This is a genomic window from Bradyrhizobium erythrophlei (assembly GCF_042430365.1).
In the GTDB taxonomy this organism is placed as follows: domain Bacteria; phylum Pseudomonadota; class Alphaproteobacteria; order Rhizobiales; family Xanthobacteraceae; genus Bradyrhizobium; species Bradyrhizobium erythrophlei.
Genome location: NZ_JBHMET010000054.1, coordinates 26,152 through 49,809, shown reverse-complemented (window position 1 = coordinate 49,809; position 23,658 = coordinate 26,152). Strand labels below are relative to the sequence as shown.

Annotated in this window: 25 protein-coding genes; 15 read left to right on the top strand and 10 right to left on the bottom strand. The window is 65.5% G+C overall.

Annotated features, from left to right (window positions below; all coding sequences use genetic code 11):
* Positions 1 to 14: 14 nt before the first annotated feature.
* A complete protein-coding gene (locus ACFFWD_RS09250) occupies positions 15 to 1,625 on the bottom strand; it encodes an OprO/OprP family phosphate-selective porin (protein ID WP_376963989.1) in 1,611 nt (536 codons plus the stop codon).
* Positions 1,626 to 1,936: 311 nt separating this feature from the next.
* Here ACFFWD_RS09250 and ACFFWD_RS09245 point away from each other — a divergent pair, with 311 nt between their 5' ends.
* The 3 genes from ACFFWD_RS09245 to ACFFWD_RS09235 are packed head-to-tail and all read left to right on the top strand — an operon-like array spanning position 1,937 to position 5,406.
* The gene (locus ACFFWD_RS09245; RefSeq protein WP_376963986.1) at positions 1,937 to 3,358 is read left to right on the top strand and encodes a DegQ family serine endoprotease; all 1,422 of its coding nucleotides are present in this window, start codon (positions 1,937 to 1,939) and stop codon (positions 3,356 to 3,358) included.
* A complete protein-coding gene (locus ACFFWD_RS09240) occupies positions 3,355 to 4,689 on the top strand; it encodes a replication-associated recombination protein A (protein ID WP_376963983.1) in 1,335 nt (444 codons plus the stop codon). The genes ACFFWD_RS09245 and ACFFWD_RS09240 overlap by 4 nt, the downstream gene beginning before the upstream one ends.
* Before the next feature lie 51 nt (positions 4,690 to 4,740).
* Complete coding sequence (locus ACFFWD_RS09235; protein WP_376963980.1) at positions 4,741 to 5,406, top strand: hypothetical protein; 666 nt, start codon at positions 4,741 to 4,743, stop codon at positions 5,404 to 5,406.
* Between the two features lie 21 nt (positions 5,407 to 5,427).
* Here ACFFWD_RS09235 and ACFFWD_RS09230 read toward each other — a convergent pair whose 3' ends face one another.
* Positions 5,428 to 6,369 carry an alpha/beta hydrolase gene (locus ACFFWD_RS09230; protein ID WP_376963977.1) on the bottom strand — a complete coding sequence of 314 codons (942 nt, stop codon included), beginning with the start codon at positions 6,367 to 6,369 and terminating at the stop codon, positions 5,428 to 5,430.
* Between the two features lie 136 nt (positions 6,370 to 6,505).
* Here ACFFWD_RS09230 and ACFFWD_RS09225 point away from each other — a divergent pair, with 136 nt between their 5' ends.
* From ACFFWD_RS09225 to ACFFWD_RS09215, 3 genes are all read left to right on the top strand, one after another.
* Complete coding sequence (locus ACFFWD_RS09225) at positions 6,506 to 7,720, top strand: RluA family pseudouridine synthase (RefSeq protein WP_376963974.1); 1,215 nt, start codon at positions 6,506 to 6,508, stop codon at positions 7,718 to 7,720.
* Between the two features lie 133 nt (positions 7,721 to 7,853).
* On the top strand, positions 7,854 to 9,074 hold the full coding sequence (locus tag ACFFWD_RS09220) for an amidohydrolase family protein (protein WP_376963971.1): 1,221 nt from the start codon (positions 7,854 to 7,856) through the stop codon (positions 9,072 to 9,074).
* An 86-nt stretch (positions 9,075 to 9,160) separates the two neighbouring features.
* The gene (locus ACFFWD_RS09215; RefSeq protein ID WP_376963968.1) at positions 9,161 to 9,475 is read left to right on the top strand and encodes a hypothetical protein; all 315 of its coding nucleotides are present in this window, start codon (positions 9,161 to 9,163) and stop codon (positions 9,473 to 9,475) included.
* Positions 9,476 to 9,518: 43 nt separating this feature from the next.
* Here ACFFWD_RS09215 and ACFFWD_RS09210 read toward each other — a convergent pair whose 3' ends face one another.
* Entirely contained in the window at positions 9,519 to 10,577 is a 1,059-nt protein-coding gene (locus ACFFWD_RS09210) for an MBL fold metallo-hydrolase (RefSeq protein ID WP_376963965.1), read from the bottom strand.
* Positions 10,578 to 10,680: 103 nt separating this feature from the next.
* A complete protein-coding gene (locus ACFFWD_RS09205) occupies positions 10,681 to 11,136 on the bottom strand; it encodes a hypothetical protein (protein ID WP_376963962.1) in 456 nt (151 codons plus the stop codon).
* Between the two features lie 70 nt (positions 11,137 to 11,206).
* Here ACFFWD_RS09205 and ACFFWD_RS09200 point away from each other — a divergent pair, with 70 nt between their 5' ends.
* From ACFFWD_RS09200 to ACFFWD_RS09180, 5 genes are all read left to right on the top strand, one after another.
* Complete coding sequence (locus ACFFWD_RS09200) at positions 11,207 to 11,992, top strand: ATP12 family chaperone protein (RefSeq protein WP_376963959.1); 786 nt, start codon at positions 11,207 to 11,209, stop codon at positions 11,990 to 11,992.
* A gap of 62 nt (positions 11,993 to 12,054) precedes the next feature.
* Complete coding sequence (gene fliK, locus ACFFWD_RS09195) at positions 12,055 to 13,653, top strand: flagellar hook-length control protein FliK (protein ID WP_376963956.1); 1,599 nt, start codon at positions 12,055 to 12,057, stop codon at positions 13,651 to 13,653.
* Complete coding sequence (locus ACFFWD_RS09190; RefSeq protein WP_376963953.1) at positions 13,650 to 13,913, top strand: EscU/YscU/HrcU family type III secretion system export apparatus switch protein; 264 nt, start codon at positions 13,650 to 13,652, stop codon at positions 13,911 to 13,913. Before fliK ends, ACFFWD_RS09190 begins: the two co-directional genes overlap by 4 nt.
* An 84-nt stretch (positions 13,914 to 13,997) precedes the next feature.
* The gene (gene blaOXA / locus ACFFWD_RS09185; RefSeq protein ID WP_376963950.1) at positions 13,998 to 14,810 is read left to right on the top strand and encodes a class D beta-lactamase; all 813 of its coding nucleotides are present in this window, start codon (positions 13,998 to 14,000) and stop codon (positions 14,808 to 14,810) included.
* An 85-nt stretch (positions 14,811 to 14,895) separates the two neighbouring features.
* Positions 14,896 to 15,552, top strand: coding sequence for a carboxymuconolactone decarboxylase family protein (locus ACFFWD_RS09180; protein WP_376963948.1), 657 nt, complete (start codon positions 14,896 to 14,898; stop codon positions 15,550 to 15,552).
* 86 nt (positions 15,553 to 15,638) lie between these two features.
* Here the strand turns inward: ACFFWD_RS09180 and ACFFWD_RS09175 are convergent, their stop codons facing one another.
* Together ACFFWD_RS09175 and ACFFWD_RS09170 are read right to left on the bottom strand one after the other, a co-directional pair.
* Positions 15,639 to 16,127 carry a hypothetical protein gene (locus ACFFWD_RS09175; RefSeq protein ID WP_376963945.1) on the bottom strand — a complete coding sequence of 163 codons (489 nt, stop codon included), beginning with the start codon at positions 16,125 to 16,127 and terminating at the stop codon, positions 15,639 to 15,641.
* Positions 16,128 to 16,286: 159 nt separating this feature from the next.
* Entirely contained in the window at positions 16,287 to 17,687 is a 1,401-nt protein-coding gene (locus ACFFWD_RS09170; RefSeq protein ID WP_376963942.1) for an aminotransferase-like domain-containing protein, read from the bottom strand.
* Positions 17,688 to 17,808: 121 nt separating this feature from the next.
* On the opposite strand from ACFFWD_RS09170, the gene ACFFWD_RS09165 reads away from it, so the two are divergent.
* Both ACFFWD_RS09165 and ACFFWD_RS09160 read left to right on the top strand, forming a co-directional pair.
* Positions 17,809 to 18,678, top strand: a complete 870-nt coding sequence (locus tag ACFFWD_RS09165) for a DMT family transporter (RefSeq protein ID WP_376963939.1) — start codon at positions 17,809 to 17,811, stop codon at positions 18,676 to 18,678.
* Between the two features lie 21 nt (positions 18,679 to 18,699).
* On the top strand, positions 18,700 to 18,825 hold the full coding sequence (locus ACFFWD_RS09160) for a hypothetical protein (protein ID WP_376963937.1): 126 nt from the start codon (positions 18,700 to 18,702) through the stop codon (positions 18,823 to 18,825).
* On the opposite strand, the gene ACFFWD_RS09155 is transcribed toward ACFFWD_RS09160, so the two are convergent.
* The gene (locus tag ACFFWD_RS09155; RefSeq protein WP_376963934.1) at positions 18,818 to 19,219 is read right to left on the bottom strand and encodes a DUF4260 domain-containing protein; all 402 of its coding nucleotides are present in this window, start codon (positions 19,217 to 19,219) and stop codon (positions 18,818 to 18,820) included. The genes ACFFWD_RS09160 and ACFFWD_RS09155 overlap by 8 nt on opposite strands.
* Positions 19,220 to 19,360: 141 nt before the next feature.
* On the opposite strand from ACFFWD_RS09155, the gene ACFFWD_RS09150 reads away from it, so the two are divergent.
* The gene (locus ACFFWD_RS09150; protein ID WP_376963932.1) at positions 19,361 to 20,893 is read left to right on the top strand and encodes an acyl-CoA carboxylase subunit beta; all 1,533 of its coding nucleotides are present in this window, start codon (positions 19,361 to 19,363) and stop codon (positions 20,891 to 20,893) included.
* 112 nt (positions 20,894 to 21,005) lie between these two features.
* On the opposite strand, the gene ACFFWD_RS09145 is transcribed toward ACFFWD_RS09150, so the two are convergent.
* From ACFFWD_RS09145 to ACFFWD_RS09135, 3 genes are all read right to left on the bottom strand, one after another.
* On the bottom strand, positions 21,006 to 21,356 hold the full coding sequence (locus tag ACFFWD_RS09145; RefSeq protein ID WP_376963929.1) for a cupin domain-containing protein: 351 nt from the start codon (positions 21,354 to 21,356) through the stop codon (positions 21,006 to 21,008).
* A gap of 262 nt (positions 21,357 to 21,618) precedes the next feature.
* A complete protein-coding gene (locus ACFFWD_RS09140; protein WP_376963926.1) occupies positions 21,619 to 22,080 on the bottom strand; it encodes a VOC family protein in 462 nt (153 codons plus the stop codon).
* A 208-nt stretch (positions 22,081 to 22,288) separates the two neighbouring features.
* The gene (locus ACFFWD_RS09135; RefSeq protein ID WP_376963924.1) at positions 22,289 to 22,531 is read right to left on the bottom strand and encodes a hypothetical protein; all 243 of its coding nucleotides are present in this window, start codon (positions 22,529 to 22,531) and stop codon (positions 22,289 to 22,291) included.
* A 433-nt stretch (positions 22,532 to 22,964) separates the two neighbouring features.
* On the opposite strand from ACFFWD_RS09135, the gene ACFFWD_RS09130 reads away from it, so the two are divergent.
* The gene (locus ACFFWD_RS09130; protein WP_376963921.1) at positions 22,965 to 23,312 is read left to right on the top strand and encodes a hypothetical protein; all 348 of its coding nucleotides are present in this window, start codon (positions 22,965 to 22,967) and stop codon (positions 23,310 to 23,312) included.
* Positions 23,313 to 23,658 lie beyond the last annotated feature (346 nt).

Here is a 23,658-nt window from a genome sequence, read left to right as displayed (position 1 = left end):
AAAGCGACTTCAGATCAGAAGGCGACCTGGGTCCGCATCGCAACTGCGTCGAACTTCGAACCCGCATTCACTGTCGAGGTGGGGCTCGCCTGCCTGGAGATGTCGCCATGCAGGTAGTCCAGCATGAAGCGGACGTTGCCGTTGACATACCAGTTCAGCGCGGCGGTGTAGACGGTCTGTCGTCCACCCGCGATGCCGGCTGCCGTCGCGAGCTGATCGTTCAGGTTCATCGTGCTCACGCGTCCGGCGATTTCCCAGGCGCCCCAGCCGCCGCCGTCGAGCGAGAACGGATGTGCCGGCTTGATGCCGCCATAGGAGGCCGACGCCGGATTGTAGGCGCGAGTCTCGCCCGTCAGCACATAACCGACCTGCGCGTAGCCGCCCTCGAATTTCAGGCTCGGCGCGCCGAATGGCGGCAGGCCGGTATTCGCAGAGCGGTCGACATTGAACCAGTAGTATTCGCCCTGCGCGATGAGCGAGCCATAAGTCGCCGCAGCTTCGACGCCGTAGACCTGCGCCCCGGAAACGTTGGCGATCGCACCGGTCGATATCAGCGACGTCGGATCGATCCGCAGCTCAGGCCGGTCACTGAGCGTGAGCGTCTGCGCCTGCGTCACCAGATTGCGCGGCGGCTGGATCAGCCACTCCGCATCGGCACCGATATGCACCGAGTAGTCCTTGCCGCTGATGGGGTTGCCGGCGATACGGGCGACTGCGCCATATTGCTCTGTGGTTCCGGCCGGCGCGACGCTGGATGCCGAGTGGATCGCGCCGGTGGCTGGACCGGTGACATAGCCGCCGATCCAGAGCTGGTCGTTCCACCAGCGGGTGCCGAAGGCCGAACGGAAGTCACCGGCCGCGATGTTTTGTGCGATGAGGCCAACCGAGGCGCGCTCCATGAACATGATGTCGTTGGAGCTGGTGGATTCATCGAGCGTCCAGGCCAGATCCATGATGCCGGCTTCGATCGCCATCTTGCCGCCGAACGGCTTGAAGCCGGTGTAGCTCAGATAGGCGTTTTCGACGCCCGAGACGCCGCCGCCAGGCAAAGAGCCCGGCGCCGTGCCGCCGAAGCCGTCGGATGAGCCGCCGAAGTCGTAGATCAGGGCGTAATTCCAGTCGCCAAAGAACTTGCCGACGATGCCAATACGCGCGCGGCGAAGGTTCTCGCCGCTGTCGAGCTTTTGCGGCGACGTCGCTGCCGTGACGGGACGATAATTGTAACCGCCGACATCCCAATGCACGCGGCTCGTGATGGCGACGCAGTTCTGTTCGTCCGCGGTGCAGATCGTCGGCCGGTTGTTCGGCATCGTCACCACGACGCCCGACGTCGCGACCGGACCCTTGACCGGGACGGCAGCATGCGCGTTCGCGACGCTTGCAGCCTTTGCCTCGGCCGCCTTGGTGTCGGCGGCCTTGGCATGGGCGTTTGCAGTGGCGGCGGTTGCGGCATTTGCGTTGGTCTGCTTCTGCAGCTTGTCGATCTTCTGCTCGAGCATGCGAAGCTGCTGCTTCAGCAGCGCGATCTCTGCGTCAGCGCCGCCACCCGATTCCGAATAGGCCGGCGAGGTGGCCAGAGCTCCTGCCAGCCCGACGGCGATTGCACCCAGTCTTGTCGCACCCATGTGACGCTCCCCTGTTGAATTGAAGTCCCCACTCACTGAACCCTGAGTCCGAAAGCTTATTGAGTCTGGAAGCCTATCGTGAATGGCGCACGACGGCGCGGTCCGAAATCGCAGTTCCGTCTGTTGTGCACACGCAACATGCTGCGGCGGTACAGTGAGATGATGACCATCATAGAATTTCGAGGGCGCGGTTCAACCTGCTCCGAGCGGTTGTCCGCAAGCGCGCCGGGAGGGGCAGATATTGGCGGCGGGCACCCTTCAATTGCCGCACGAACGCGCCTATATTCCGGCGTTTTCCGCGAGAGGTAAGAATGCTCCAATCCATCCGCTTTGCCGCAATTGCCGTCCTTTGCACGCTGTCGTTCGCAGGAAGTCCTGGGCCCGCCCAGGCGCAAGGGCAGGCGCAGGATCGCCGCGTGCCGTCCTCGCAGGCGGAGCTGAGGCTCTCCTACGCGCCGATCGTGCAGCGGGTGCAGCCGGCGGTGGTCAACGTCTACGCCGCCAAGACCGTGCAGAACCGTAATCCGCTCTTGGATGATCCGATCTTCCGCCGCTTCTTCGGCGTGCCGGGCCAGCAGCCCGAGCAGATGCAGCGTTCGCTCGGCTCCGGGGTGATGGTCGACGCCTCCGGCCTCGTCGTCACCAACAATCACGTGATCGAAGGCGCCGATCAGGTGAAGGTCTCGCTCGCCGACAAGCGCGAGTTCGAAGCCGAGATCGTGCTGAAGGACGGCCGCACCGATCTCGCGGTGCTGCGCCTCAAGGACACCAAGGAGAAGTTCGCCACGCTCGACTTCGCCAATTCCGACGAGTTGATGGTCGGCGATGTCGTGCTTGCGATCGGCAATCCGTTCGGCGTCGGCCAGACCGTCACGCACGGCATCATCTCGGCCTTGGCGCGCACCCAGGTCGGCATTACCGACTATCAGTTCTTCATCCAGACCGATGCCGCGATCAATCCCGGCAATTCCGGCGGCGCGCTGGTCGATATGACCGGGCGGCTCGCCGGCATCAACACCGCGATCTTCTCGCGCTCCGGCGGCTCGCAGGGCATCGGGTTTGCGATCCCGGCCAATATGGTGCGCGTGGTGGTGACCTCCGCCAAGGGCGGCGGCAAGGCGGTGAAGCGGCCGTGGCTCGGTGCGCGGCTGCAGGCGGTGACGCCCGAGATCGCCGAGACGCTCGGGCTCAAGCTGCCGAGCGGCGCGCTCGTCGCCAACGTCTCGCCGAACAGCCCGGCGGCGCGGGCAGGGCTGAAGCTGTCCGACCTGATCGTCGCGATCGACGGCCAGGCCATCGACGATCCCAACGCCTTCGATTACCGCTTCGCGACCCGTCCGCTCGGCGGCTCCGCGCAGGTCGACGTGCAGCGCGGCGGCAAGGCCGTGAAGCTCACCGTGCCGCTCGAGACCGCGCCCGACACCAACCGCGACGAGATCGTGCTGACCGCGCGCTCGCCGTTCCAGGGCGCCAAGGTCGCCAACATCTCGCCCGCGCTCGCCGATGAACTGCATCTCGACGCCGGCGCCGAGGGTGTCGTGGTGACCGAGCTCACCGATGACGCCACCGCCGCCAATGTCGGCTTCCAGAAGGGCGACATCATCCTGGCCGTCAACAACCAGAAGATCGCGCGCACCAGCGACCTCGACAAGGCGTCGAAGACGGGGACGCGGATCTGGCGCATCACGCTGGTGCGCGCCGGCCAGCAGATCAACGTGACCCTCGGCGGATGAGCCCCAAGCAACCTCGCGAAGCTGCCAACCTGTTTGCCGCGGCAGGGATGGAGCAGGACGCGCCGCATCCGCTGCCGGACCGGCTGCGGCCACGCTCGCTCGCCGACGTCGTCGGCCAGGACCACATCCTCGGCCCCGACGGTGCGCTGACGCGCATGCTGGAAACCCGCACGCTCGGCTCGCTGGTGTTCTGGGGGCCTCCCGGCACCGGCAAGACCACCGTGGCACGGTTACTCGCCGACGCCACCGAGCTGCATTTCGAGCAGATCTCGGCGGTGTTCTCCGGCGTCGCCGATCTCAAGAAGGCGTTCGACGCCGCGCGCGCCCGCCGCGAGACCGGCAAGGGCACGCTGCTGTTCGTCGACGAGGTGCATCGCTTCAATCGCGCGCAGCAGGATTCCTTCCTGCCTGTGATGGAAGACGGCACCGTGGTGCTGGTCGGCGCCACCACCGAAAATCCGTCGTTCGAGCTCAACGCGGCGCTGCTGTCGCGCGCCCGCGTTCTGGTGTTTCATTCGCTCGATGCCGCCGCGATCGAAAGACTGTTTGCCAATGCCGAGACGGTCGAGGGCAGGAAGCTGCCGCTCGACGCCGAGGCGCGCGCCGTACTGGTACGGATGGCGGACGGCGACGGCCGGGCCTCGCTGACATTGGCCGAAGAGGTCTGGCGCGCCGCACGCAAGGGCGAAATATTCAATGCCGAACAATTGCAGGACATTCTGCAGCGCCGCGCGCCGATCTACGACAAGTCGGCGGACGGCCACTACAATCTGATCTCGGCGCTGCACAAGTCGGTGCGCGGCTCCGATCCGGATGCGGCGCTGTACTATCTCGCGCGGATGTTCGACGCCGGTGAGGACCCGCTGTTCCTGGCGCGGCGCGTGGTGCGCATGGCCGTGGAGGATATCGGGCTTGCCGATCCGCAGGCGCTGGTGATCTGCAACGCCGCCAAGGATGCCTATGACTTCCTCGGCTCGCCCGAGGGCGAGCTCGCGATCGCGCAGGCCGTGGTCTATCTCGCCACCGCGCCGAAGTCGAACGCGGTCTACACCGCCTTTGGCGCCGCGATGCAGACCGCGAAAGCGGGCGGCTCGCTGCTGCCACCGAAGCACATCCTGAACTCGCCGACGAAATTGATGAAGTCGGAAGGCTACGGCTCAGGCTATCAATACGACCATGACATGCCGGACGCCTTCTCCGGCCAGGACTACTTCCCGGAGGCGCTCGGGCGCCAGACCTTCTACGATCCGCCCGACCGCGGCTTCGAACGCGAGATCCGCAAGCGGCTGGACTATTGGGCCAGGCTGCGGAAGGAGCGCGGAAACGGCTGACATCTCGCTGAAATAGCCATATGATATCCCGGCAACTTCCGGAGGTATCGCGTGGACAATGCCTGGCTGACTGGCGCCATCGTCGTCGTGCCGCTGCTGGCAGGTCTCTGCCTCATCGGGGTGCTGGCGCGCGGCATCTTCAACAATCCGAACGTGCCCAACGGCAACGCGATCGTGCTCGGCGTCGCGGCCTTGCTGTGCGTCGCACCGACCATCCTCAACCTCGCGGTGAAACTGCCCGGCGGCACCGAGATCAGCCTGGTTCGGGAGCAGCTGCAGTCGCAGACCCAGCAGATCGGCGAGCAGGGCGCCGACGTCCGGCGGCAGATCGTGGCGCTGCGCAAGCGCGTCGACGCGCTGGAGAAGGGCGCGGGCGCCGCGGTGACGCCTGCGGAGAAGCAGCAGATCGACGCCAACAAGAACAAGGTCGTCGTCGTGCTCTACACCGCCGACCGCAAGGATCTGGCGTCGCAGATGCAGGACTATCTGCTGCAGCAGGGCTATAGCGCCAACGCGGTCTATACCGACTTCACCGAGCTCAGCGATGCCAATCGTCTGCCGTCGGGCACGGTCGCGTTCGTGTCGGGCGAGAGCGATTCCTCGCTGCGCAACGAGGTCGAGAAGGTGCTGCGTGCCAAATTCCCGCAGGTCCAGAAGGTGGTCGATGCCAGCGCGCCGAAGCTCGCCAGCACCGCCGTTCAAGTGCGGTTGTTCTGAGCGGCCGCTCTGACCGCTCCGCTACTTCTCGGTCTTCACGAACTCCAGCACTTCATTAGTCAGCCGCGTGTCGGACGTGTTGATCGAATAGACCTCCGACATGTGGCTGTGCTGCGGCAGCATGAAGGTGCGGGCGCAGCCGCTCGGCCGCTTGCAGATCGCCTGCTTCAAGAGCTGGAATTGCTCGACGAAGCGCGGCGGATCGAGTTCGGCGGCGGTGACCATCAGCGGGATCGGGCTCGCGACCAGCCCCTGCAGCGAGGAGCGTTCGGCATAGCGCGACGGATCTGAGCCGTAATAGGCGGGCTCGGCGTCACCGGCTGGTGATGCCGTCAAGTCATAGATGCCGGAGACCATGATGGCGCCGGCGAGGCCGCCGCCCTTCACCTTGTGGAATTCGGGGTGTGAGACGTAGCTTGCGACGTGGATCGCGCCGGCGGATTGGCCCATCAGGAAGATGTGCGCGGGATCGCCGCCGCGCGCTGCAATCATCTCCGACACCCATTGCACGATTGCGCCCATGTCTTCGGCGCCGGCCGGCCAGGGGAAGGCGGGCGCCAGACGATAGGTGGCGTTCACGCCGACAAAGCCGTTCTTCACCGCCCACGACATGATGTTGTCATAGAACGGGCTACCGGGATTGCGCTTGTTGCCGGCGACAAAGCCGCCGCCATGAATGTAGATCAGCACCGGCCGCGCCGTCGAATTGGCTTCTGGTGTGAAGACGTCGAGCAGGTGACGATCGGCGGGGCCGTACTTGACGTCGCGCTCGACCTTCACGCCTTCATACGGCTCCTTCTGCTGCAGTGGCGCGTAAAGCGCGGCCGTCTTCGGTGGGTCGATCACACGGCCAAGCTCCAGCAGCTTCCCCGCCAGCTCTTCCGGCGTTGGGCTCTGCTGCGCCAGGGCCGTGCTTGCGATCATCAGCGCAGCTGCGGCCAGGGCCGATTTCGCCAGTCTCATTGGAAGTCCCCCCAACCGATTGCCCGCGCAGGTAGTACAATATGGCCGATGTTGCGCGGGATTTATACCGAATTCGCCGTGACGATTCGCGGCATTTGCGCTAGGCACAATGCTGGTTTGGAGCCGAAAAATCACCATGAGCCGCCGCATCAAGAGAACAGTATCGCCGGGCGATCGCGCCAAGGGCGGATCGGGGCGCAGCAAGCGCAAGCCGGACGATCGCATCAAAAGCGACCGCCCGCCGGCGCACCGCGCGGGCGGCAAGCCGCCGCGGCTCGCCGAGCCGCGGCGCGAACGCCGCGAAAAGCCCGAGCCGGCCGTATCACGGCCTGAAAAGGCGACGAGCGAGCTGCCGCTGCCGACCAAGGTGCAGACCGTCGTGGTGACGGCCGACGAGAACAACATGCGCGTCGACCGCTTCCTCGAGGCGCGGTTTCCCGGCCTGTCGTTCTCCCACATCCAGCGCATCGTCCGTAAGGGCGAGCTCCGCGTCAACGGCAAGCGCGCCGACTCCAAGGATCGCCTGGAGGAGGGCCAGAGCGTGCGCATCCCGCCGCTGCGGCTCGATGCGCCGAAGGCGGCCACTGCGCTGTCCGAGGCCCAGACCCGGACGCTGCAGGCGCTGAAGGAAATGACCCTGTACGAGGACGATGACGTGCTGGTGCTGAACAAGCCCGCAGGCCTCGCCGTGCAGGGTGGCTCGGGCATGACGCGCCATGTCGACCAGATGCTGGAGGTGATGCGCGATGCCAAGGGGCAGAAGCCGCGTCTCGTCCATCGCCTCGACAGGGAGACTTCGGGTTGCCTCCTGGTCGCCAAGACCCGCTTTGCCGCGACGCATTTGACCGGCGCATTCCGCCATCGTTCCGCGCGCAAGATCTACTGGGCCCTGGTCGCGGGCGTGCCGAAGCCGAAGCAGGGCCGCATCTCGACCTACCTTGCGAAGGAGGAGAGCGAGGACGACACCATCATGCGCATCGCCGCGCATGGCGACGAGGGAGCAAGCCATGCGGTGACCTATTACGCGGTCGTCGAGACCTCGGCGCAGAAGCTCGCCTGGGTGTCGCTCAAGCCGGTGACCGGGCGCACGCATCAACTGCGCGCGCACATGGCGCATATCGATCACGCGATCGTCGGCGATCCGAAATATTTCAACAAGGAGAATTGGGAGCTGCCGGGCGGCCTGCAGAACCGGCTGCATCTCTTGGCGCGCCGCATCGTGATCCCGCATCCGCGCGGCGGCGTCATCGACGTCAGCGCACCGCTGCCGCCGCATATGCAGCAATCCTGGAACCTGCTCGGGCTCGAGGCCGACCGGTTCGATCCGATCGAGAACGCGCCCGAGGAGTGACAGCGGAGGCGCGGGCGCGAATAAACCCAGGGCACAGCAACAACGATCAAAGCGCGGTCGCGCGACGCGGCTATAGCTTGCCGCCACTGGCCGCCGGCCAGCGTGCAATCATGATGGATCGAAGGGGTTGTGTATGACCGGGACCTGGCTCCGCACCGCGCTTTTCCTCGGGCTTGTTGGCTCGGCCGTCCTGTCAGGCTCAGCCAATGCCGACACCGTCGTGCTCAAGGGAGGGAGCCTTTACGCTTCGCCCGACGCGGCTCCGCTACCCGATGCCGTCATCGTGATGACGGACGGCGTGATCAGCGCGGTCGGCAGGGCGAGCGAAATCCAGCTCCCACCCGACGCACGCGTGATCGATTGCAGCGGCAAGACCATCGTTGCCGGCTTCTGGAACAGTCACGTTCATTTCACGGAATCAATCTGGCGTAACGCGGCCAATGCGCCGGCGGCTCCGCTCACGCAACATATGCGGGAGATGCTGACGCGCTGGGGCTTTACGACGGTGTGGGATCTCGGTTCGGACCCCCGTGACTCGCTGCCGCTGCGCCGGCGCATCGCGGCAGGCGAGGTTGCCGGGCCCGACATTTTTCTCTTGGGAAGCATCTTTCCCAGGGACGGCCATCCGGCCTATCTCCCGGCCAAGATGCGACTGCCCGAGGCCGCCACGCCCGACGAAGCCGCGCAGATGGTGCGCGCCTACATGGGCATGGGCCTCGATGGCGTAAAGCTGTTCACGGGTGTGTTCATGGGCGACAAGCCTGTCGTGAACATGGATCTGGCCATCGCCAAGGCTGCGGTCGACATGGCCCATGCGCAGGGCAAACCAGTGTTCGCCCACCCGCAAAACAAGATCGGCGCGGAGACGGTGATCGCGGCGCGCGTTGACGTCCTCGCGCACACCATCCCCTCTGAGGGTGGTTATACGGCAGAACAGCTCGCGCGTTTCAAGGCGCAGAGAATTGCACTTATTCCGACCCTGTCGCTGTTTACGACCGTTGTTCTCGACCCCGCGGTGACGGATCGCCTGGTTGCGGCAACCGTCAACCAGCTCAAGCAGTTTTCGGAGAATGGCGGGCCGGTGCTGTTCGGAACCGACGTCGGATTCATCAAGCTCTACGACACCACGCGCGAATACGAGCTGATGCATCGCGCGCTGTCCGAGCGCCAGGTGCTGGCATCGCTGACGACCGACCCCGCGCAATATTTCAAGGCGGCGACGAAGGGCCGGGTGGAGAAGGGGTTCGACGCTGATATCGTGGTGCTCGACGGCGATCCCATGACCGACGTCCGCAACCTTGCCAAGGTCGCATACACCATTCGTGCCGGACACATCATCTACCAGAAGCCGTGAATAGCGGGGGCCGGACGCGGATTCGTGAACGGTCGTGCTTGTCATGCGGGTTGCGCATAGGCCGGCAAGCGACGACATTACGAGGCATGAAACGAGCATTGATCCTGAGTTGCGTGCTGGTCTGGGCGTTAGGTCCCGGCAGCGCGCTGGCGCAAATTATTCTGCCGCCGGGTGGCTCGATCTTCAATCCACCGCCGCCGGCGCCTCCGCCGCCTCCGAGGATCGAGGTGCCTCCAATACCCAAGATGGACGCACTTCCGGTGTCCCCGAGCGTCCGCTCTACCGGACGCAGCTCATTCGGCGACCGGATATCGACATGCCTGGATGAGGCCGCCGCCGCCGGCTTGAGCCAGTCCGATCGCGCCGCCTATTCACGCTCCTGCGCCAACACCCGCAACTGAAGCGCGAGGGCTTCGCGCCCATCCGTCGTCGCGTCTCGCCGGTCTATTTGGCGGGGAGGCGCAACGTGGCGAGGTCGGAGCCGACGATCGTCGTGCCGGCGAAGCCGCCTGTCTCGGCGGCGGCGCGGTAGTCGGCCTCCGTTAGCGCACCACCGGGCACCTTGTAGGGGCCGTGGTGCGTCGCCCCGACCTGGGGCGCCAGGTGGGTCAGCATCAGGAATTTGGCGCCGGTGCGTTTCGCCATGGCGCCAAGGTCGGGCGTCAGGCTCTGGCGGTGGAAGACCGGGGACGGCATGCCGCTGTCGCGCCCCGGACCCATGACGGGATGCATGGTCGAGTGCACGATCACGTCAGCGCCTTGAGCGAGCTTCTCGACTTGCGCTGAGGTCGAGGTCGGGCGTGGCGGGCTCGGACTGTCGTTGCTGGCGTCGCCGCCGATAACGACGCTGCCGGCCGGCGTGTCGACGCGATAGGAGGCATGGCCTGCGACGTGGGTCGAACGGATCGCGCTCACTTTGACATCGCCCTTCGACCAGATCACCTGCGGCTCGTCATTCGGCTCAAATGTGATGAGATGCGTGAGCTCGGCAGGTCCGCCCGCCAATCGTGTCTTGTCCTCCGAAACCCGTTGCGCGATCTCGCCTGAAAGAACAAAGGCGTCGCCGATATGCGCCACGAACTTGCCGCAGCTCATGGTGAAGCCGAGTGGTGAAGGTGCATCGCTGCTGCAAACGACATCGAGCCGGGCTCCGCGGGAGCTCCAGTTCCAGCGTGCAAGCAGGAGGTCGATGAAGCCTTCGGTGTGGTCCGAGTGCATATGCGTGAAGAAGACGGCATCGATCTGGCTGGGATCGACGTTCAGCTGTGATAGCCGCAAGACGGTGCCGCGGCCGGCGTCGAACTGCAGCTTCACCGCGCCGCAGTCGGCGCTGTCATCGCCATAGCGCACGAGGGTACCGGCGCCGGCGACACCATTGAGCAGAGCAGGGCCGCTCATGGTGCCGGTCAAGGTGACGAGCAGGCAAGGCGCGGATTGGGCGGGAAGCGGCACGAGGAGCCAGATGGCGGCCAGCAAGGCCGTCGGAAGAAAGTAGCGCCGCATGCAGTCGGCTCCGATGTCGTTCCGATGATCGCCGAGACTGCCTAACTCCGCGCCGCGCGACAAGCGCTCGGCCGCACCACATCGAGATGTTGTGATCGCGAAACTAGCGTCTGAACTCGGCCAGGAACATCCGCAAGGAATCGTGCGGGCTCTCGACGTCAGAGATCACCCAGCCCTCGGGCCCGTTGACGACGATGAAGTTGAGCGTGATCGCACGGCCCTGATTGTCGAAGCTTGCCGCCACGTAGGTCTTGTCGAACTGCCGGCGCACAACTGTGATCGCGACCGGGCCGATCCGCCAGGATGGGCTCTGCACCAGGAAATCATAGGGCGCATCGTGCGGCGCGCTCCACGCGCCACGGAGGCTTGGATCGAAGAATTGCCGCGCGGTGCCGGCGTCGCGCGGCAGGCCGTTCGACAGGTCGGCGCTGCCCTGGCCGTAGTGGGCGTAGACGTTGCGGACCACCGATTCCGGCGAGCGGAACCCGGCGCTGGCCGGGGCCACCGCGAAACCGGCCATCACAAGCGAAAGGCCTGCCCGGATTTTGGCGTGTCGCATCAGCTTTATTTGCCGTGATCCCTGACATATCTTGCAGGCAAATCCTTCCGAACGAAAGCCGGCCGTCGCGATGCGTGAACTCTTCGATGAAGTCGCTGGACAATCCCAGCTCGATCCGCAGGAGGCGGTGCGACGCCAGACGCGCGCGCCCCTGCGCAAGCGCTTCTATGCCGGCGCCGGCGTCGCGGATGCCGACGGCGGCTTCTCCGTCACGCTGGATGGCCGGCCGATCCGCTCGCCGTCAGGCAAGCCGATCGTCGTGCCGATGCGCGCCATCGCCGAAGCGATCGCGGCGGAGTGGGAGGCGCAGGCCGAGAGCATCGATCCTGTGACCATGCCGCTGACGCGCCTCGCCAACAGCGTCGTCGAGGGTGTGGTCGATCGCGTCGACGAGGTCGCCGCGGACGCCGCAAAATTCCTCGGCAGCGACCTGCTGTTCTATCGCGCCGGCCATCCCGAGGCGCTGGTCGCGCGCGAGGCGCAGCATTGGGACCCGATCCTGTTCTGGGCGGCCGATGTGCTCGGCGCCCGTTTCATCCTCGCCGAGGGGATCATGCATGTCGGCCAGCCCGACGCCGCGATCCGTGCGGCGCGCGCGGCGTTTCCGACCGATCCGTGGTCGGTCGCGGCGCTGCATGTGGTGACGACGCTTACCGGATCGGCGCTGCTCGCGCTGGCGCTGGCGCACGGCTTCCGCGACGAGGATCAGGTCTGGGCGGCCGCGCATGTGGACGAGGACTGGAACATCGAGAAATGGGGCGTCGACGAGGAGGTCGCATCGCGCCGTGCGGCCCGATTGGTCGATTTCAAGGCCGCCGCGGGCGTCCTGAAGGGGCTGAAGTCCGAGGTCGGTTAACGCCGGGTTTACGACGCCGGGTTAGCGTTGCGGCTTGTTGCGGCCTGGCCGAGACCCCTGACATGCCGATATCAGTCAATCCCGTATTGCCGGTGGTTGCCGCCCGAGAGACGGGCAGCGTCTCGCCTGAGCTCGCGCTGCAGCTTGGCAGCGTCGTCACCGCGCAGGTGTTGAAGGTGTTGTCCGCCGACCTTGTGCGGATCGCGATTGCGAGCCTCTCGATCGACGTGCAGTCCGAAGTGCCGTTGCAGCAGGGGCAGACGCTACAACTCGCGGTCTCGCAGACCCAGGACGGCATCCGCCTGCAACTGGTCGGGCAGGGCGCCGGGGCGCTCGGCGATGCGGTGACGCTCGCGCCGGATGCGGCGGTCGATGTCGCGGCCAACTTGCAGACTGCCGCGACGGCGCCCAAGGCCGTGCTGACGCCGCAGGAGCGCGTCGTGATCACGGCCGCGGCGCAGGGTGCCGCGACGGTGCAGGGCAGCCAGGCGCCGCTGTTCGCCAATCTCGGCGCGGTGGCCTCGTCGGCCAATCTGCCGCCGAAGCTGCAGGCCGCGATCGCGCAGGTGCTGGCCCAGCAGACCAGCCTCGACCCAACGCTCGGCGGCGATGACGTCAAGGCGGCGTTCCAGAAATCCGGTCTGTTCCTCGAAGCATCGCTGGCGTCGGGCGCCACGCCGTCAGGCGGCGTGCCCGATCTCAAGGCCGCGCTGATCGTGCTGCGGCAGGCGCTGCAATCCTCGCTCGGCACGACCGATGCAGCCAAGGCAGTGCCCGTGGCGTCGACGCAGCAGGCGGAGCTGCCGCACGCCGGCGCGGCGCCAAGCCTCGTGCCATCGGGCCCGGCCGATTTCGACGTGCAAGAGATTTTGTTGCCGCAGGCGCGCCTGGCGTTGGCCGACGATGTCAGGAGCCCCGGCGCACATCTCGCCGGCGCGCTCGCCAATGCGCTCGACGCTGGCCCGTCGTCCGGCGGCGCGCTCAATTTGATTCAGGAGGCGCTGCAGGAGCTCGGCAGTCCCGGCCCCGCACGGCAAGGCGTCGCGCCGCGTGAGCTGCCGAACGGCGACGCTCTCGCGCACAGCAACGTGCCGCCGCCGCCCTTTCGCGGATCGTTGCCGGCTGCGCAGGCCGTCGCGCAAGCCTCGATCGTGTCAGGCGCGCCGCTTGCGACCGCCGCGCATCATTTGCTCGAAAACACCGATGCGGCGCTGGCGCGGCAGACGCTGCTGCAGGTCGCCTCGCTGCCCGACCGCATCGACACCACAAGCCCGCAGATCGACGTCACGACGCCACGCTGGAATTTCGAGATTCCGTTCCTGACGCCGCTGGGCACGGCGATGGCGCAGTTCGAGATTTCCCGCGACGATGGCGGGCAAGAGGTCGAAGCGGCGAAGCGGGTGTGGAAGGCGCGCTTTACGTTGGATGTCGAGCCGGCCGGCCCGGTGCATGCGCTGGTCGCGCTGACAGGCGAGCGTACTACGGTGCGGATGTGGGCGGAGCGGCCGGCGACGGCAGCCCAGCTGCGCGCCGGCGCCGCGCAACTGAGCCAGGCGCTGGCGAGCGCCGAGCTTATACCCGGCGAGATCGACATCCGCGACGGCGCGCCGCCGCAAGCGTCGCCGGCACGCGCCGGCCATTTCCTGGACCGCGCGCTATGAGCGAGACCAAGACCCAGCTTGCCGTCGCGCTGCACTACGACCATCTCGGCGCGCCGCGCGTGGTGGCAAAAGGCAAGGGCACGATCGGCGCCAAGATCATCGAGATCGCCAAGGCCAACGACATCCCGATCGAGGAGAACGAGGTGCTGGCCGGCGCACTCTCCAATGTCGAACTCGGCGACGAGATTCCGGCCGAACTCTACAAGGCGGTCGCCGAGGTCCTGATCTTCGTGCTGCGGCTGTCGGGCCGGGTGCGCTAGCATTGCGGCGAAGCCGGTTGCCATCGTTTCACCATGATGGCATCAGCATCGTTGCCCGCCTCGAGAACCAGTTCAGGTCCCGCCGTGATCAATCGCCGCCATGCGCTCGGTCTGCTTGCTGCAGCCGGAATCCTGCCGTCTCGCGCCCTTGCCAACGTCTCCTACCAGCGCAGCGAGTTTCGCGACGACCTTTCAAAACGCTTCTTCGCGCTCGGCACCGAGGGCACCTTTGTCGGCTACAAGGTCGACGACTATTTGATCATTGCGAGCGACAAGAACCGCTCAGGCGAGGGCAGGCTGCCGGCCTCGACCTTCAAGATTCCGAACGCGCTGATCGCGCTCGAGACCGGCGTCGTCCAGGATCCCGACAAGGACGTCTTCAAATGGGACGGCGTGACGCGCAGCATCGAGGGCTGGAACAAAGATCACACGCTACGCTCGGCGATGGCGGTGTCGGCCTTCCCGGTGTTTCAGGAGGTCGCCCGCCGCATCGGCGCGGAACGGATGCAAAAGTATGTCGACATGCTCGACTACGGCAACCGCGATATCGGTGGCGGCATCGACACCTTCTGGGTGTCGGGTCACTTGCGGATCGATCCGGTCCAGCAGGTCGATTTCGTCGACCGCCTGCGGCGTGGCGTGCTGCCGGTCGGCAAGCGCAGCCAGGAGCTGGTGCGCGACATCCTCCCGGTCACAAAAGCCGGCGACGCCGTCATCCGCGCCAAGACCGGCTTGACAGACAAGGAACACGGCTCGCTCGGCTGGCTGGTCGGCTGGCTCGAGAAGGGCAGCGCAGTCACCGTGTTCGCGATGAACATGGACTGCAAGACAAAAGAGCTGGTCGACGCGCGGATGCCCGTGACGCAGCAATGCCTGACCGACATCGTCGCGATGTGACGGGCTGATCTGCGCGCGCCGCGGCTGGCAGGCGGCGCGCGGCTCGATTAGCATCTCTCCGATAAGAACAGATGCGGAGGAGACCATGCATTCAGCGTCAGTCTGGTTGTCGTCGCTCGCGCTTGCGGCCGCCGGCGGCTGGTTCGCGGCCACGATGTTCACGGCACCCGCCACCAGCAAGGAGCCGCGCTTTCCGCAGCTCACCATGGATCAGCTCAACGAGCAGCAGAAGCCGCTCGGCGAGCAGATCATGAAGGTGTCGAGCGTTGGCCTCGGCGGGCCCTACAATCCGATGATCCGCAGCCCCGTGCTCGGCCAGCGGCTGTACGATCTGTTCTATTATCTGCGTTGGCAGACCTCGGTGCCGACCAGGCTCAACGAGTTCGCGATCCTGATCATCGGCCGGCAGTGGCGCTCGCAGGTCGAATGGTTCGCGCATGCGCCGCTCGCGGTGAAGGCCGGATTGTCGGCTGAGGTCGTCGCCGAGCTGAAGGCCGGCAATCGCCCGTCGAAGATGGCTGAGGATGAAGTCGTCGTGTACGATTTCGTCACCGAGCTCACCACGACCAAGAAGGTTTCCGACGAGACCTATGCGCGGGCGAAGAAGATCTTCAGCGACCAGCAGATCGTCGATCTCACCGCGGTCGCCGGCAACTACGTGATGGTTGCGATGATCCTCGCGATGGCGGAGGAGAACGTGCCGCCGGGCAAGGAGGAGCCGTTCAAGACAGGCGAGAAGTAGCCAAGGTATGTCGCCGCGTCGGCGATCGGCGTGATGATCGCCACAGGAGCGTCATCACGCCGCGGACGGCCGTCTGTGCTAATGCGCTAGCGCCGTTCGAGCGCGAGCGTTACCGCCGTCACGTTGCTCGCTTGCGGGCGGATCGACACGCTCTGCCGGCTGCCGCGCGTCGTCAGCGAGAGGTTGGCGGAGAAATTGTTGCCGCGCGCGGCCGCCTCGACGTGATCGCCGGCGCCGCGGCCGGTGATCGTCCCGGACGCGTTGCGGTTGCTTTCGGTCCATGCGCCGGAGATCGCGCCGCCCTGATACTGGATCTCGCCCGCCAGGTCGAAGGTGTAGCTTTGGCTCGCGCATTTCAGCGACAGGCGAAGCTGCTCGCCGGCCCCGGCGACGTTGTAGGTCGCGCGGCAGCGCAGCCGTTCCTGCATTCCGTCTGACGTGGTCAGCGTACCGCCACCTGTCCACGAGCCTGCCATGGCGAGGAAGGGCGACGCCGGCACGGCCTGCAAGGGCGATGCGAACACGCCAAGCGACAACAGCACGAGGCCGGTCCTCGCGAGATGGGATCCAGACATCTTGGCCTCCTATGGTCTATCGCTAGTCAACGCGTGACGGTTGTGAAGGTTCTCGCGCCTGCGCGCCGCGGCGCGCAAAATGCTAATACGTTCATGCCGTGATGCACAACGAAGCGATGCGCCGATACGCCGGGCCGTGACCGGCGTCACGCGCCGCGTCTATGCCTTGATCGCCTTTTGCAAGGTCGACATCACCCTGGGATCGCGGCTTTGCGCGACGTTGAAGCGCATGAAGGCGGCGGCCGATTGCGACGCGCTGAAGACGTTGCCGGGCGCGAGCACGACATTCGCCGCAAGCGCTGACCGTGCCACGTCGGCGGAGTCGCACGCCGCGGGCAGGCGGCACCACAGATAGAAGCCGCCGCGCGGCATCAGCCACGGCTCGATCCCGAGGCGCTCGAGCTTCTCGGCCATGTCGCGGCGGGCGCGGGTCAGCCGCCGGCGCAGTTCCTCGATGTGCTTGCGATAGCTGCCGCCGGCCAGCACGCTTGCGATCACCTCGGTTGCGACCGCGCTCGGCCCGCCGAAGCCGGTTGCGACCTGGAGATCGGCGAGGTCCTCGATCCAGTCCACCCGCGCGGCGATGTAGCCGCAGCGCACTGACGCCGACAGCGTCTTGGAGAAGCTGCCGATGCGGATGACGCGGTTGAGCCCGTCGAGCGCGGCGAGCCGCGCCGACGGCTCCGGTTCGAAATCGGCGAAGATGTCGTCCTCGACGATCGTCAAGTCGTATGTCGTCGCCGCATTCAGCAGGCGGTGCGCGGTTTGCGCCGAGAGCGTCGCACCCGTCGGATTATGCAGCGCCGAATTGGTGACGTAGAGGCGCGGGCGCTCGGCTTCGAGGATCGCCTCGAAGGCTGTGACGTCGGGGCCCGACGGCGTGTAGGGTACGCTGACGATCTTCACCTGATGCGCGCGTAACAGCGCACGGAAGTTGAAATAGCAGGGGTCGTCGACCAGCACGGTGTCGCCTGCGCGCAGCAGGAAGCGGCAGACGAGGTCGATGGCCTGGGTGCCTGATGTGGTCAGCATCAGCTGGTCGCGGGCAAGCTCCAGGCCCTCGTCGGCAAAGCGCGCCATCAGGATCCGGCGCAGCGCCGGCGAGCCGCGCGTGCTGCCGTAGTCGGAAAGTGCGGCGCCTTCGGCGCGCGCGAGGCTTCGAAAGGCGCGGCGCAGCGCCTCGGTCGGCATCCAGTCGGCCGGCAGCCAGCCGCAGCCCGGCTTCAGCGCGCTTGCGTCGGCGTCGAGCGACTGGCGCGACACCCAGAACGGATCGACCGCGCGATCGCGCTGCGGCTGGTCCTTGGCGAGCGCCAGCGGGGGCAGGGCGGTCGACGAGACGTAGAAGCCGGAGCCGGGCCGTGCCCGGATCAGGCCCTCGGCGACCAGCCGGTCATAGGCTTCGACCACCGTGGAGGGCGAGACGCCCATCGTGGCAGCGAAGCTGCGGATCGACGGCAGCCGGTCGTCGTCGGCGAGCGCCCGGCTCGCGATCCTGGCCCGGATCGCCTTCATCACGTGGGCGGTCCGCGTCGTGTTGCCCCTGTCGGACTGTTCCATCGCCGCGTGCCTCAAGTGTATGCTGATCTGTATCCATACAGTTTGGTCATATTGTACTGATCTGTTGCTGCCTTGGCCAGCCGTCGCCGGCTATCGTCCCGACTCGGGAAGGCAAGGTGCGATGAACGACGTGAAGGCTTCAATCGACGGCTGGGGCAGCGGCCTGCTCGGCGTCATCATCTTCAGTGGCTCGCTGCCGGCGACGCGGGTTGCGGTCGCGGGCTTCTCGCCGCTGTTCCTGACTTCGGCGCGCGCGATCATCGCGGCACTGCTCGGGGCGGCGCTGCTCCTGCTGTTGCGGCAGGCGCGGCCCGATCGGGGCGATTTGGTGTCGCTCGTGATCGTTGCATTCGGTGTCGTGATCGGCTTTCCGCTACTGACGGCGCTCGCGCTTCAGCACATCACCTCGGCGCATTCGATCGTCTTCATCGGCCTGTTGCCGCTATCGACCGCGATCTTCGCCGTGCTGCGCGCCGGCGAGCGGCCAAAGCCGCCGTTCTGGGTGTTCTCGTCGCTCGGCAGCGCGACGGTCGCGGCCTTTGCCCTGTTCAACGGCGGCTCGGCGTCCCCGACCGGCGACCTCCTGATGGTCGCTTCCATCATCGTCTGCGGCCTCGGCTATGCCGAGGGCGCGATCCTGTCGCGACGGCTCGGCGGCTGGCAGGTCATCTCCTGGGCGCTGGTGCTCGCGGCGCCGGTGGTGCTGCTGCTGACGATCATGACGCTGCCGGTGTCGTGGCAGGACATCGGCGCGCCGGCCTGGCTTGGGCTCTCCTATGTCTCGGTCTTCAGCATGCTGGTCGGCTTCGTGTTCTGGTACCGCGGGCTGGCGCTCGGCGGCATCGCGAGCGTCGGCCAGCTGCAATTGCTGCAGCCGTTCTTCGGCCTCGGGCTCGCGGGCCTCTTGCTGCACGAGCAGGTGCCCTGGACGATGATCGCCGCCACCGGCCTCGTGGTGGCCTGCGTGGTGTTCGCCCGCAGATTCGCGTGAGCGCGACGGCGCTGCGCCGCGGTGGAGGCGGGCAACCTGGCGGCCATCCCCGACAGCTTCCGCCTGGTGCTGGAGATGGAAACGACCGAGCGGCGCTGCCGCGTGGTGTGGCGCAGGAAGAGCCGGATCGGCGTTCAGTTCAGCTGAACTTCCCGATTCGCCCGAGATGGGTGAAGCCGAATCCGGCCGAATATTTCAGCCCGTATCCGAGCGCGCGGTCGATCCCGATATGGGCGAGCCAGATCATCGCGATCGAGAGCACCAGCGGCGCCGAGGTGGCAAATCCGAGCGTCATCAGCGCCATCGGCGCCAGATAGGCGTGGGCGGCGTTATAGACGAAGGCGCCGACGCGGGGGCCGGCCAGATAGGCGGCAAAGCTCAGATCCGGCACCAGGAACAGCAACGCATAGACGAGCCACGATCCGTCCCACACGCCGTAGAGCAGGGTCATGCCGAGGAACAGCCCAAGCCCCTCGAGGCGGAGCAGGGTGCGCACCCCGCCGGTCGGTGCGCCGGTCTCTGGCGTGGTCGTGTCGGTCATCGTCGTCTCCCCAAAAGTCAGAAAATACTACCGTTTTTGCGCCCCGGGCCGCCCAGAACCCGGTTTCCGGATCGGAAACGGCCGTGTTAGAACCCGGCCCAATCCTTTACGCGGAACAGTAGCTAATACGGGCGGGAGCAAATGAAAGAGATCCTCGACACTCTCGAAGAACGGCGCGCCGGGGCCAGGCTTGGCGGCGGCGAAAAGCGCATCGAGGCGCAGCACGCCCGTGGCAAGCTCACCGCGCGTGAACGAATCGAGCTGCTGCTCGACAAGGGCTCCTTCGAGGAATTCGACATGTTTGTCGAGCACCGCTCGACCGAATTCGGCATGGAGAAGTCCAAGGTCCCCGGCGACGGCGTCGTCACCGGCTGGGGCACCGTCAATGGCCGCAAGACCTTCGTCTTTGCCAAGGACTTCACGGTGTTCGGCGGCTCGCTCTCCGAGACCCACGCGCTCAAGATCACAAAACTGCAGGACATGGCGATGAAGGCGCGGGCGCCGATCATCGGCCTCTACGACGCCGGCGGCGCGCGCATCCAGGAAGGCGTCGCCGCGCTCGCGGGCTATTCCTACGTGTTCCGCCGCAACGTGCAGGCCTCCGGCGTGATCCCGCAGATCTCCGTCATCATGGGCCCCTGTGCCGGCGGCGACGTCTATTCGCCGGCGATGACCGACTTCATCTTCATGGTGAAGAACACGAGCTACATGTTCGTCACCGGCCCCGACGTGGTGAAGACCGTCACTAATGAAGTTGTGACCGCCGAAGAGCTCGGCGGCGCCTCGGTACACGCGACGCGCTCCTCGATCGCCGACGGCGCGTTCGAGAACGACGTCGATGCGCTATTGCAGATGCGCCGGCTGATCGACTTCCTGCCGTCGAACAACACCGACGGCGTGCCGGAATGGCCGAGCTTCGATTCGATCGAGCGCATCGACGAATCGCTGGACACGCTGATCCCCGACAATCCGAACAAGCCCTACGACATGAAGGAATTGATCCTGAAGGTCGTGGACGAGGGCGACTTCTTCGAGATTTCGGAAGCCTTCGCCAAGAACATCGTCACCGGCTTCGGCCGCATTGCCGGGCGCACCGTCGGCTTCGTCGCCAACCAGCCGATGGTGCTGGCCGGCGTGCTCGACAGCGATGCGTCAAGAAAAGCGGCGCGCTTCGTCCGCTTCTGCGACGCCTTCAACATCCCGATCGTCACCTTCGTCGACGTACCGGGCTTCCTGCCGGGCACCGCGCAGGAATATGGCGGCCTGATCAAGCACGGCGCCAAGCTCCTGTTCGCCTATTCGCAGTGCACGGTACCGCTCGTCACCGTCATCACCCGCAAGGCCTATGGCGGCGCCTTCGACGTCATGGCCTCCAAGGAGATCGGCGCCGACATGAACTACGCCTGGCCGACCGCGCAGATCGCGGTTATGGGCGCCAAGGGTGCGGTGGAAATCATCTTCCGCTCTGACATCGGCGACCCCGACAAGATCGCCGCGCGTACCAAGGAATACGAAGACCGCTTCCTCTCTCCCTTCATCGCCGCCGAACGCGGCTACATCGACGACGTCATCATGCCGCATTCGACCCGCCGCCGGATCGCGCGTGCGCTGTCGATGCTCAGGGACAAGAAGGTCGAGATCCCCGCGAAGAAGCACGACAATTTGCCGTTGTAGAAGTGTCGTAGGTGGGTTAGCGAAGCGTAACCCACCACCCTCGTTCCGCGCGATCCGCGGTGGGTTACGGCTTCGCCTAACCCACCCTACGGACCTTAAGCGGGGCGGCCACCTAACGGGACGCCAGCGGAACGAAATCGTATTCGCCGACACCTTGCAGAACCAGGAAGGTGAGCGATGTCGTGCCGCCGTTAGTCACGAGGTGCGGTCGCGTCGGCCGGACGACATAGACTTCGCCGGGCTTCAGATGCACGTCCTCTTTGGGCTCCTGCAGGAACAGCCTCATCTGACCTTCGAGCACGTAAAACGTATCGGAGATATTGCTGTGGGTGTGCCACGGCACCTTCTGCGTCGGTGAAAGCTGCAACTCCGTGATGCGGAAGCCGGGGCGGGTGGCGTGCTCGGCGCGACGCTCGACGTCGTAAAGGTGACTTGCATCCCGGACCGGCTGCCCTTGCTTCATGTCGACCTCCCTCGGAGTTTTTGGCCCGATCGCGTGGTCGGGCGGCAGCAGGCTAACCGTCTTCCGCCGTCATTGCGAGGAGCGAAGCGACGAAGCAATCCATATCTCAGCTTGTGGCGCTATGGATTGCTTCGCTTCGCTCGCAATGACGATCTGGAGCTAGCGTGCACGGCGGGTTAGCGAAGCTAATCCGCTGCCGGTCGAGGGACACTGGGGCGGATTGCGCCAGCGCTGAGCCCGCCCGCGTAGACCACGCGTTGGCCTACGCCGCCTTGTTCTGCTGCTTCATGAAATCAGCGGCGCGCTTCTTCAGTTCGGTCGGCGATACATCCTCGACGTGGGTGCCGATGTGCCAGCGATTGCCGGCCGGATCCTTCACGCCGCCGCTGCGGTCGCCGTAGAACTGATCCGCGGGCTCCATCAACGAGGTGGCGCCGGCCTTGAGCGCCATCTGATAGACCGCGTCGACATTGGGCACGTAGACATACAGCATGGTGGATGTTGCCTGTGCCCGCTCCGAGGTGTCGGCAATCATCACGATGGAGTTTCCGATTTTGAACTCCGCATGCATGACTTTGCCGTCAGGCCGCATCATCGTCTCGAAGACCGGTTGGGCTCCGAAGGCCTCTTTGATGAAGCGGATGACCCGCTCGGCGCCATCGACGACGAGGTAGGGCGTGACGGTGTGGTATCCCTCGGGAATCGGCTTTACTTTTGTTGCCATGGCTTTGTTCCTCCGGTTTGATGGATTTTGATCCATGCAGGACGACCCAGCCCGCTTTTGTCTTGTTCTGAGATGTTCGACCGGTTCTTTGTACAAAGTATGACGGCCGTCCCGCGCATTGCGGTGCAACCCGGGAGCGTCAATGCTTGTCCGCTGCCGAGGGCTTCCGGCTTCCCATATCCGGGAGAGCAGGGTGGGGTAGATCACGTCACGAATTGCGAGCACCGTGCGGGTTGACGACCGCATAACCCCGCAGCGAGCGCGCGTGAATTCGCGTGGCGCGCCCGCCTGAGTTGGCGTCGTAGGCCATCCACATGTCGCCCTCAAGGTGCTGTTCCAGGACGAAGACGTGGCCGTGTCTTGCTGCAACCATTCCAGGTGCGGGCGACGTCCGCGGAAAGCGCAGCCAGTTCGCCGCGAGATTCAATTCCGGTACGATGCGACCAAACACCCGTATCGCCGCGCCACAACCGCAGAACGACCGAGGGCAACCGGTCGGTCGGCCGCCGACAGTCTGAGCACGAGGGACATTCGTCTCGACCAGTGCGTTATAGCTGTCCAATGGCGCGCGTCGCTCCAGAGGCTGCGGCTGTCGTGGTTGCTGCGAAACCCTCTCGCGGCGCGCTTGCGAAAGCGGCAGGTCGCAGGGCATGGTCACATTGCATTCTGGACTTTGGGTAATGCGGAAGGGGCGCGCGTCAGAAGCAACGGATCCGGTGACAAAAAAAAAGACGCAACAAATACTCGTTTGAACATGCAGGGCTCCAAACTGAAGATCCTGCCCCCGGACTGAGAAACCAACAGCAGTTTGGCAAATTTCGGTCTAAAGAGTGGCCGGTGGCGGTTTGCGCTGCACCTGAACAGCCCTGCGGGACTCGAATCTGATGACCGAAGACGACGCGGCCGACGAGATTTCAGACATCGAAGAGCGCATCAAGGAGCTTGCCGAGAGCGCCGAACGATGCCGGAGGATCATTCTGGGTTCGAAGGCAGCGATCGTCGGCGGTTTTGCATTGTTGCTCATCACGCTGTTCGGCCTGTTTGGCGCGGGTCAGGTCGCCGCACTCGGATCGATTGCGCTGGTGCTCGGCGGGATCGTGTCGCTTGGATCGAATGTCAGCACGTTGCGGCAGACCGAGGCCGCGATCAGCGCCGCCGAGATGCGCCGTTCGGAGCTGATCGGCAGGATCGACCTTCGCGTGGTTCACGATGCACCGCTGAAGCTGATGTGACGGGCGGGGCGATGTGACTGACTCGCCGCTCAGGCAAGTCAAATCCGGCTGAGCCGCCTGCGACACATCAACCCGACGGGCAAATCACCTAAAACCCGTCAAGCCCGTTGCAAGAAAATATTCCGCTTCCCTCGTCGGGCAAATCAGCACTAGGACTCCGCGGTCTCACCCGGATGAGGGGCGGCTCGCGATCGTCACGAACGTGGTGTGAGATGCGGTGGACGCAAAGTGCGCGAAACGACGAAGCGCGAGCGATGCGGACGGTAAAGTCGTGTGGTCCTGACGCCCCAGTGGCTGGTGTCTCTTCGCAGGAGGCCAACGCGTCTTGCGAACGACGGTGGCAAAA